6 protein-coding genes are annotated in these 6684 nt (G+C 68.7%); all 6 read right to left on the bottom strand.

Annotated features, from left to right (window positions below; translation table 11 throughout):
* The coding region (locus DAEP_RS23140; RefSeq protein ID WP_036761542.1) for an iron chelate uptake ABC transporter family permease subunit at positions 1-747 on the bottom strand (747 nt) is incomplete at its 3' end.
* Complete coding sequence (locus DAEP_RS0121375) at positions 744-1775, bottom strand: FecCD family ABC transporter permease (protein WP_027246137.1); 1032 nt, start codon at positions 1773-1775, stop codon at positions 744-746. The genes DAEP_RS23140 and DAEP_RS0121375, both read right to left, overlap by 4 nt.
* A gap of 1 nt (position 1776) precedes the next feature.
* Complete coding sequence (locus DAEP_RS0121370; protein ID WP_245595141.1) at positions 1777-2799, bottom strand: ABC transporter substrate-binding protein; 1023 nt, start codon at positions 2797-2799, stop codon at positions 1777-1779.
* 202 nt (positions 2800-3001) lie between these two features.
* On the bottom strand, positions 3002-4360 hold the full coding sequence (gene lpdA, locus DAEP_RS0121365; protein ID WP_027246135.1) for a dihydrolipoyl dehydrogenase: 1359 nt from the start codon (positions 4358-4360) through the stop codon (positions 3002-3004).
* Positions 4361-5665, bottom strand: coding sequence for a dihydrolipoamide acetyltransferase family protein (locus DAEP_RS0121360; RefSeq protein WP_027246134.1), 1305 nt, complete (start codon positions 5663-5665; stop codon positions 4361-4363).
* Positions 5666-5669: 4 nt separating this feature from the next.
* On the bottom strand, positions 5670-6683 hold the full coding sequence (locus tag DAEP_RS0121355) for an alpha-ketoacid dehydrogenase subunit beta (RefSeq protein WP_027246133.1): 1014 nt from the start codon (positions 6681-6683) through the stop codon (positions 5670-5672).
* Between the last annotated feature and the right edge of the window lies 1 nt (position 6684).

Here is a 6684-nt window from a genome sequence, read left to right as displayed (position 1 = left end):
GCCGGCACCGGCGACCGCCAGCCGCAGGCCGGAGACCGGCAGGCCGAGGCCGGTTGCGATGCCGTCATCCATCGCCAGCCGCGCCAGCGGGAAGTGCAGCCGCCACAGCACCGGCGCCAGCAGCGCCAGCCCGGCCCAGACCCGCGCGGCGTCTTCCCAGCTGCGGCTGTGCAGCGATCCGGTGAGCCAGCTCAGCAGGTCGGAGGCGGTCTGCGGGTCGATGCGGCTGACCAGCAGATCGGCGGCGGCGGTCAGTGTCAGGCTGGCGCCGATGCCGGTCAGGATCAGCCGGCCCGGGGCCAGCCCGTCCTTCCAGCTCAGCAGGAGCACCAGCGCTGCGGCCAGCGCCGCGCCGGCGATGGCGCCCGCCAGCATCATGCCGCCGGTCAGGATCACCGCGGCCAGGGCGCCGCAGCTCGCGCCGGCGTTGAAACCGATCACATCGGGCGCGGCGAGCGGATTGCGCAGCATCGTCTGGAACATCGCCCCCGCCAGGCCGAAGGCGGCACCGGCACCAAGCGCCGCCGCAATCCGCGGCAGCCGGTGATCCAGCAGGATCATCTGCTCAATACCGGTGCCCCGGCCTTGCAGCACCGCGGCCATCTGCCCGCTGCTGAGCGGGTAACTGCCGGTCTGCACTGCCAGCAGGGCGGCGGCCAGCAGCAGGGTCGCCAGGCAAAGGCCGGCCAGCAGGGCGCGGCGCGAGATCTGCACCGACAGGGCAGCGAAACGGAAGGTCCAGGTCATAGGCTGCGCACTCCGTTCCGGCGCACCATCCAGATCAGCACCGGCCCGCCGATCAGCGCGGTCATCACGCCCGCCTGCATATTGCCGCCGAACAGCGGCAGGCGTCCGGCCAGATCGGCGGCCACCAGCAGCAGCGGCCCGAACACCGCGGAGAAGGCCAGCGTCCAGCGCATGTCCGGCCCTGCGGCCCAGCGGGCCAGATGCGGCACGATCAGCCCGGCAAAGGCAATCGGCCCGGCCATTGCAACGGTGGTGCCGCACAGAAGCACGATGGCGCTCCCGGCGGTGGCCCGCGCCAGCCCGGTGCGCACGCCCAGACCGCGGGCGGTGTCCTCGCCCAGCAGCAGCGCGTTCAGCCCGGCGGCGGCCACAGCGGCCAGCCCTGCGCCCAGGGCCAGGAAGGGCAGCAGCGCAACAAGGGTGGCGGGCACAATGCCGTCGAACCCGCCCAGCACCCAGAAACGGTAAATATCCAGGGTTTGCGAACTGACCAGCAGCAGCGCCCGGGTCAGCGCCAGGATCAGCGCGCTGAGCGCCGCGCCCGCCAGCACCAGCCGCAGCGGGCTGGCGCCGCTGCCGCCACCCAGCAGGAACACCGCAACCGAGGCCGCCAGCGCGCCGCCAAGCGCCACCCAGACAAAGGCTGCCGGATCGGTGATGCCGAAGCCCAGAATGCAGATCACCACGCCAAGCGCGGCGCCGCCGTTGATGCCCAGCAGGCCCGGATCGGCCAGCGGGTTGCGGGTCATCCCCTGGATCAGCGCGCCGGAGATGCCGAGCGCCGCGCCGGCAAGCACCGCGCCCGCCAGCCGCGGCAGGCGCATGCTGCGGATCACGATATGGCCGGCATCGTCCGGGTCGTAAGCGGTCAGCGCCGCCCAGACGGTGTCCCAGCCGGCGGGCCGGAAGCCGAAGCGCAGCGCGGCGGCCGACAGGATGGCCAGTCCCAGCAGGGATCCGGTGAGCCGCAGGCCGCGCAGGCTGGCGGCGGGGCGTGGCGGAGACACACCGATGGCTGAGACGGACATGTCAGCGGACCTCCGGCAGCAGGCCGGCTTCGGCCATGCTGGAAACGGGGGTGCCAGGGTCGCCGTCCAGCGCCGCCTCCAGTTGCGGCACCAGTTGGTCCAGCGCGGCATCCAGGCTCAAGGGGCTCGAATGGGACAGCGCCGAGGACAGCAGCCGCCCGGCATAGATCTCCCGCCCCTCGCGGTAGGCGCGCAGGGTAGGGCGCAGCGGCAGGCGTTTGAGGCGCGGCGCCGATCCGCGTGCGTCAATCCAGATCAGCGCATCCGTGTCGATGGGCGAGAGATCCTCATCGGGAAGCAGGGCATAGTAAGCGTTTGCAGGCGCAAACGGGTTTTCCACCTCCGGCACGGTGAACCCCAGAGCAGCCAGGAACTGGCCGCGGATGTCGCTGGCGGAATAGGCGCCGGTCCGGGGGACCGAGACCATGACGGCGCTTGCGCCCTGCCACTCCGGGTGCGCGGCGCGGATCGTGGCAAAGCGGCCTTCGATCCGGGTGATGATCTGTTCGGCCTTGGCAGCGTTTCCGGTTGCCGTGCCCAGGGTGCGCAGCATGACCTGCCAGGGGGAGCCGTAGCTGCCGTGGGCGGCCATCGGCGGGATGGTCGGCGCGATCCGCGACAGCAGCGCATATTCGCGTTCGCTCATGCCGGACCATTGGCCGGTGATCAGGTCCGGCTTCATCGCGGCGATGCGTTCGATGTCGATCTGGCCCTGCAGCACGATGGGCCTGGCATCGCCCAGGGCCGCCTGCGCCCAGGGCCAGACGCCATAGGGGTGGTCGCCGAACCACTTGCGCAGGGCATGGGGTTTTTCCCCCAGCGCCATCAGGAAATCATGGCCGATGTAGCTGAGCGAGACGATGCGCTGCGGTTTGGCCGGTACAATCGTTGTTCCAAAGCGGTGCTCGATAACCGCCGGAAACGCATCCGCCGCGCAGGCCGCAGGCGCAAGCGCCGCTGCCGCCAGCAGCATACAGGCGCCCAGCCGGGCGCGCGCATTTGGAAAAAACAGAGCCAGCTTCACAATTCACTCCAGCCGTCGGCGCAGAATCGGGCTGCGCCGGGATGTTGATCCGTTGATGGCTGGACTGTGTGCCGCGCAAATGGCGCGGAGCGTCTCGCTGAAAGGCGCCCGTCAGGGTGCGTGCGGACGCTTAAATTACCTTAGTTCTTTTGTCAAGTTAACAGGCCGCCCGCGCTGCGATCGCTCCGGGCGGCCTGCGGCCTTAGATATGCAGCGCGTGACCCAGCGCGCGCAGGCAGGCTTCCTGCAGGCCTTCCGACTGGGTCGGATGCGCGTGGATGGTTGCCGCGATGTCCTCCAGGCAGGCGCCCATTTCGATGGCGAGCGAAAACGCCGCCGACAGTTCCGACACGCCGGCCCCAACCGCCTGCAGCCCCAGCACCGCCTTGTCGGCATCGCGCCAGACAACGCGGATGAAACCGTCCTCGCGCTCTGTTGTCATGGCGCGGCCATTTGCGGCAAAGGGGAATTCGGTGCTGCTGCTGCCCTCCACCTCGCCCGGCAGAGCGCCGCAGGTGACAATCTCCGGGTCGGTGAAGCAGACCGCCGGAATGGCGCGCTTGTCCCATTCCACCGCGTGGCCCGCGGCATGTTCGGCCACCATCTCGCCCTGCGCCATGGCCCGGTGCGCCAGCATCGGCTCGCCGGTGACGTCGCCGATGGCGTAGATGCCGCGCATCGAGGTCTGGCAGGTCTTGTCGATCCGGATGTAGGGGCCGTTCAGGGTCAGCGCCAGCTCATCAACGCCGATGCCGTCCATGCGCGGGCGGCGGCCGACTGTGACCAGGACTTTCTCGGCCTTGATTTCGCCCTGGCTGGTGCTCAGAACGCCATCGGCAAAGCCTTCGGCCCTGGCGCCGGTCATCACCTTGATACCCAGGGTTTCCAGCCGCTTGGCAACCGGCCGGGTCAGGGCCTGATCGTAAAGCGGCAGGATACGGTCCTCGGCCTCAACCACGGTGACCTTGGCACCCAGCTTGGCAAAAGCGGTGCCCAGCTCCAGCCCGATGTAGCCCGCGCCCACCACGGCGAGGGTTTCCGGCACCGCCTGCAGCGACAGCGCCTCGGTCGAGGACAGGATATCGCCGCCGAAGGGCAGGGAGGGCAGCTCCACAGGCGCAGACCCGGAAGCGATCACGATGCGCTCGGCGCGGATCTGGGTGGTTTCATCACCCTTCTTTACCGCCACCGTCTTGCCGTCCAGGAACCGCGCGCGGCCCTCGACCACACGAACGCCCGCCTTGCGCATCAGCCCGCTGACGCCGCCGGTCAGCCGCTTCACGATGCCGTCCTTCCAGGCGACCGTCTGGCTCAGGTCGATTTCCGGCTTGCCCGCAGTGATCCCCAGCGGCCCTTCGCTTGCGTGGCTCATCTTGTGGAACTCGTCCGCGGCGTGGATCAGCGCCTTGGAGGGGATGCAGCCCACATTCAGGCAGGTGCCGCCGGGGTTGGCCTCGTCCACCACGATGGTGTCGACCCCCAGCTGGCCCGCGCGGATGGCGCAGACATAGCCGCCGGGGCCCGCGCCGATGATGAGCAGTTTGCACTTCAGATCAGTCATTCAGCCCTCGACAAACAGCATGGCCGGATTTTCCAGCAGGGATTTCAGTTTCTGCACAAAGACCGCCGCGTCCCAGCCGTCGATCACCCGGTGATCGAAGGAGCAGGAGAGGTTCATCATCTTGCGCGGCCGGAATTGCTGGCCGTCCCAGACCGGGCGGATCTGCATCTTGTTGACGCCGACAATCGCCACCTCGGGGTGGTTGATGATCGGGGTGGTGGCAATCGCGCCAAGCGGCCCGAGCGAGGTGATGGTGATGGTGCCGCCAGTCAGCTCCTCACGCTTGATCGAGCCGTCGCGGGCGGCGTCGGCCAGACGGGCAAGCTCGCCTGCGTTGTCCCACAGGCTGTTTGCCTCGGCGTGGTGCAGCACCGGCACGTTCAGCCCCTGGGGCGTCTGCGTGGCAACGCCGATATGGACGCCGCCGTGGCGGTAGATCACGCCTTCCTCATCATCGTAGCGGGCGTTCAGCCCGGGCTGTTCGCGCACCGCCTCGACGATGGCGCGCATCAGGAAGGGCAGCAGCGTCAGCTTGGGGCGGCTGCCCTCGTGCTTCTTGTTGAGCGCGGCGCGCAGGTCTTCGAGCGCGCCCATCTCCACCTCTTCGACGATGGTGATATGCGGGATATGGCGTTTGGACAGCGCCATCTTCTCGGCGATCTTGCGGCGCATCCCGATGACGCGCTGCTCCTCGACGCCGGTGTTGCGGCCCCGCGTGACGCCGCCCTGGCGGATGCCGCCGGATTCGATCCAGCTGTCCAGATCCTCGTGGCTGATGCGCCCGCCCGGGCCGGTGCCGGGGACATGGCGCAGGTCGACCCCTTCGGAGCGCGCCCGCGCCCGCACGGACGGCGCCGCCAGCGGTTTGCTGCCCTCGGGCCGCGGCAGGCGGTGGCCGGGTTTCTTGGCCGCAGGTGCCGGAGCCGGTGCCGCTGGCCGCGCTTCCGGCGCCGGCGCGCCCGCATCCTTGCCCGCGTCCGCGTCTTTATCCGGCGCGGGCTGCGGTGCCGGGGCGCTGGCCTTGGCTGTTTCCGGCGCCGAGCCGGGGGCCTCGTTGCCCTCGCCCTCGACCTCGATGCGGATCAGCACCGAGCCGATCGCCATCATCTGGCCGATCTCGCCGCCCAGCTCCAGAACCTTGCCGGACACTGCCGAGGGCACCTCGACTGCGGCCTTGTCTGTCATCACCGCCGCCAGGATATCGTCCTCGCGCACGATATCGCCGGGCTTGACGTGCCATTCTGTCAGCTCCGCCTCGGCAATGCCTTCCCCCACATCGGGAAGTCGCATGGCATAAACACCCATCCGGTCAGCCCTCCATCACTTTTTTCAAGGCCTCGCCGACGCGGGCAGGGCCGGGGAAATACTCCCATTCCTGCGCGTGCGGATAGGGCGTGTCCCAGCCGGTGACGCGGATGATCGGCGCCTCCAGGTGGTAAAAACAGGTCTCCTGCACCAGGCTCATCAGTTCGGCGCCGAACCCTGAGGTGCGCGTCGCCTCATGCACGATCACGCAGCGGCCGGTCTTTTCGACCGAGGCCTGGATCGTGTCCAGATCAAGCGGAAGCAGCGTGCGCAGGTCGATCACCTCGGCGTCGATGCCGCTGGCTTCAGCCGCGGCCTCAGCCACATAGACCATGGTGCCATAGGCCAGAACGGTCACATCCGCGCCTTCGCGGGTGATGCTGGCCTTGCCCAGCGGCACGATTTCCGCGCCCTCCGGCACCTCGCCCTTGGGGTGGTTTTTCCAGCTGGTCACCGGGCGGTCATGGTAGCCGTCGAAGGGGCCGTTATAAAGCCGCTTGGGTTCCAGGAAGATCACCGGATCGGGATCCTCGATGGCGGCCAGCAACAGCCCCTTGGCGTCGCGCGGATTGGACGGCACCACCACCTTCAGCCCCGACACATGGGTGAACAGCGCCTCCGGGCTCTGGCTGTGGGTCTGGCCGCCGAAGATGCCGCCGCCGGTGGGCATGCGGATCACCAGCGGGCAGGTGAAATCGGCGTTGGAGCGGTGGCGCAGGCGCGCCGCCTCCGAGACGATCTGGTCGTAGGCCGGATAGACGTAATCGGCGAACTGGATCTCGATCACCGGCTTCAGCCCGTAGGCCGCCATGCCGATGGCGGTGCCGACGATGCCCGATTCATTGATCGGCGCGTCAAAGCAGCGGGATTTCCCGTATTTCTGCTGCAAGCCCGCGGTGCAGCGGAAGACGCCGCCGAAGAACCCCACATCCTCGCCGAAGACGACGACGCGGTCATCTGCTGCCATCGCGACGTCATGGGCCTCGCGGATGGCCTCGATCATGGTCATGCTGGCCATT

It is taken from the genome of Leisingera daeponensis DSM 23529, from assembly GCF_000473145.1.
GTDB classification, from domain to species: Bacteria; Pseudomonadota; Alphaproteobacteria; order Rhodobacterales; family Rhodobacteraceae; genus Leisingera; species Leisingera daeponensis.
The sequence above is the reverse complement of the archived record's forward strand: the minus strand, read 5'-3'. Positions and strand labels throughout refer to the sequence as shown.